Consider the following 2,888-nt stretch of genomic DNA (forward strand, 5'->3'; position numbering starts at 1 on the left):
GTATCAGTCAGCAAATTTATTGACTGACCCACCGCATTCGCGAGCAAGCCCGCTCCCACATTTCGATTGTGTTCCAGCCATAAAAAACGCCGACGCTGTAGAAGCCGTCGGCGTTTAAACCTTGAAGGAGGTTTTTGGGTTCGATCAGAACGCCGGCACGACCGCGCCGTTGTATTTCTTCTCGATGAAAGCTTTCACTTCAGGGCTGGTCAGGGCTTTGGCCAGCTTCTGGATCGCGTCGCTGTCCTTGTTGTCCGGGCGGGCAACCAGGAAGTTCACGTACGGCGACTTGGCGTCTTCGATGATCAACGCGTCCTTGGCCGGGTTCAGGCCGGCTTCCAGGGCGTAGTTGGTGTTGATCAGGTCCAGGTCAACCTGGTCCAGGACGCGTGGCAGCAGCGCCGATTCCAGCTCTTTGAATTTCAGGTGTTTCGGGTTGCTGGCGATGTCTTTCGGCGTGGCCAGGGCGTTGGTCGGGTCTTTCAGAGTGATCACGCCAGCCTTTTGCAGCAGCAGCAGGGCACGGCCGGAGTTGCTGCCTTCGTTCGGGATCGCCACGGTGGCGCCATCTTTGAGCTCAGAGATGTTTTTGATCTTTTTCGAGTAGCCGCCGAAGGGTTCAACGTGCACACCCACTACGGTGACCAGGTTGGTGCCTTTACCCTTGTTGAAGTTTTCCAGGTACGGCAGGGTCTGGAAGTAGTTGGCGTCCAGACGCTTCTCGGCCACCTGTACGTTCGGTTGTACGTAGTCGGTGAAGACTTTGATTTCCAGGTCCACGCCTTCTTTGGCCAGGGTCGGCTTGACCAGCTCAAGGATCTCGGCGTGCGGGATCGGGGTAGCGGCTACCACCAGTTTCTCGTTGGCCTGGGCGAAGCTTGCGGTCAGGGCAGCCGCCAGTGCGGTAAACAACAGAACCTTTTTCATGCAGTGTCCTTATCGAAAATCCGGGTCGTCTGGGACGGCCGCTTTTTTAGTGGATGCCAGCGAAGTGCTATCGCGGCGTGGAGCGGACAATACCGAGGTTTTTTATTCCAGAACAATACTTTTTATTCACTTTGATATTCCATTTTGTTCATGCAGGAGCCCGTCTTGCCGGCGATGGCGGTCTTGAGCCTTGCGATGCTCCTGAGGACGCCATCGCCGGCAAGCCGGGCTCCTACAAAACAGCGTGTTCTTTCAGATAGCTTTTCAGGGCTTCAACCTCGGCGGCGCTGGCGTGGCCAAGAATTCGCCGCACCTGCTCCACAGGTGAACCCGCCACGGGCAGGTTCAAATGCTCAGGCAAAATCTCGTCGCCACTGCTGACCAGCAAGGCAAAGTGAATCACGTTCTCCAACTCCCGGGTGTTGCCCGGCCAGCTGTGATGCTCCAGCACGCGCTGGGCTTCGTCGCTGATCAGCGGCACCGGCAGGTCGAGGCGCTGGCTGTAGATGCCGAGGAAATATTCGGCCAGTGACAGGATGTCGCCCACCCGCTCGCGCAGTGCGGGCAGCTCCAGTTGGCCTTCGCTGAGGTAATGGAACAGGCGCTCATGAAACTTGCCGGCCGCCACGGCCTGGGCGAGGTCGATGCTGGTGGCCGCCACCAGCCGCACATCCACCGGGCTTGGCTGATGGGCGCCGACGCGGGTGACTTCGTGGTTTTCCAGCGCCGCCAGCAGCTTGACCTGGATTGGCAGCGGCAAGTCGCCGATTTCATCCAGGTACAACGTGCCGCCGTTGGCCGAGCCAAACCAGCCGGCGCGGCTGCTGGCTGCGCCGCTGTGGCTGCCTGCGGCGTAGCCGAACAGTTCGGCGTCGGCGTATGTCGGGCTGATGGCGCCGCAATTCACCGAGACAAACAGGCCGGTGCGGTCGCTGCCACGGTGGATATGCCGGGCGAGCAACTCCTTGCCGCTGCCGGTTTCGCCGCGGATCAACACGGGCAAGGCGCGGGGGGCGAGGTTTTCGAGGTCTTCGCGCAGCTTCCGCGAACGCGGGTCGACAAACACCAGCGCCTTGGCACGAATGCTCAGGGGGCTTTTTTCGGCGTCGGGGAAGGTCAGCAGGGGCTGACCGAAGGTTTCATGCAGGCTCATGGCAGGCTCCCGCCCCATCCACGAAGGGGAAGGGGCGTTTAAAAAATTTTATGCACGGCGCCGGGAGTGATGTTCCAGGCGATTTTGCAGGCGATAGAGGTAGGCGAAACCCTGTTCCCAGCGTTGATGGCCGGACTTCACGTTGATGTGCCCGGCGCCCGCGAGAATTCCCGCTTCGGCGCCCCAGTTACGTGCCAGTTCCAGGGCGCGGGTGGCGCTGACGGCGCTGTCGTTGTCGGAGCTGACGACCTGGCTTGGGAAGGGCAGCAGGTGGCTGGGGATTGGCGCAAAGTTACGCAGGGCGGGTGCGCAGGCAGGGCGTTCGACATCGGCCGGGGCCACCAGCAGGGCGCCGCGTACCTGACGCAGGAATTGCACCGGTGCGGTGGCCGCCCAATGGGCGACGGTGATGCAGCCCAGGCTGTGGGCGATCAGAATCACCGGGGTGCTGTCGGCGGCGATGGCTTCGGCCAGGGCTGCCACCCAGTCTTCGCGGCGTGGGGTGAGCCAGTCGGCCTGCTCCACACGAGCGCTGTTGGGCAGGCTGTTCTGCCAATGACTTTGCCAATGATCTTCTGGCGATCCTTGCCAGCCCGGCACGATCAGATAACGAATCGACTCGCTGTGCATGGGTGTGCCCTCCTGCAGCGTTTAACGTTGTGGGTCAGTATAGGCACGGGGTATATATTCGTTAAGGAATAAGAAGCTATTTATTAATAACCAAAAATCGAGTGTTAAAAGCCAAATCAAAAACCAGAGCGAAAGCAGAGCTGCTTTTCTGTGGGAGCTGGCTTGCCTGCGATGCAGA

Annotated in this window: 3 protein-coding genes; all 3 read right to left on the reverse strand. The window is 60.1% G+C overall.

The window, feature by feature from the left end:
• Positions 1–144: 144 nt before the first annotated feature.
• The 3 genes from ACW9I6_RS31820 to ACW9I6_RS31830 all read right to left on the reverse strand — a co-directional run bounded on the left by ACW9I6_RS31820 (position 145) and on the right by ACW9I6_RS31830 (position 2,710).
• Positions 145–927, reverse strand: coding sequence for a MetQ/NlpA family ABC transporter substrate-binding protein (locus ACW9I6_RS31820; protein ID WP_003211822.1), 783 nt, complete (start codon positions 925–927; stop codon positions 145–147).
• 232 nt (positions 928–1,159) lie between these two features.
• Entirely contained in the window at positions 1,160–2,080 is a 921-nt protein-coding gene (locus ACW9I6_RS31825; protein WP_307522235.1) for a sigma 54-interacting transcriptional regulator, read from the reverse strand.
• A 48-nt stretch (positions 2,081–2,128) separates the two neighbouring features.
• Positions 2,129–2,710, reverse strand: coding sequence for an alpha/beta hydrolase (locus ACW9I6_RS31830; RefSeq protein ID WP_003211820.1), 582 nt, complete (start codon positions 2,708–2,710; stop codon positions 2,129–2,131).
• Positions 2,711–2,888 lie beyond the last annotated feature (178 nt).

The sequence above is a fragment of the Pseudomonas sp. SDO5522_S412 genome, from assembly GCF_054071215.1.

What these genes read in the sequence shown, in the direction of transcription:
- ACW9I6_RS31820 (WP_003211822.1), bottom strand. Translation starts at nt 927, where the DNA reads ATGAAAAAGGTTCTGTTGTTTACCGCACTGGCGGCTGCCCTGACCGCA.
- ACW9I6_RS31825 (WP_307522235.1), bottom strand. Translation starts at nt 2,080, where the DNA reads ATGAGCCTGCATGAAACCTTCGGTCAGCCCCTGCTGACCTTCCCCGAC.
- ACW9I6_RS31830 (WP_003211820.1), bottom strand. Translation starts at nt 2,710, where the DNA reads ATGCACAGCGAGTCGATTCGTTATCTGATCGTGCCGGGCTGGCAAGGA.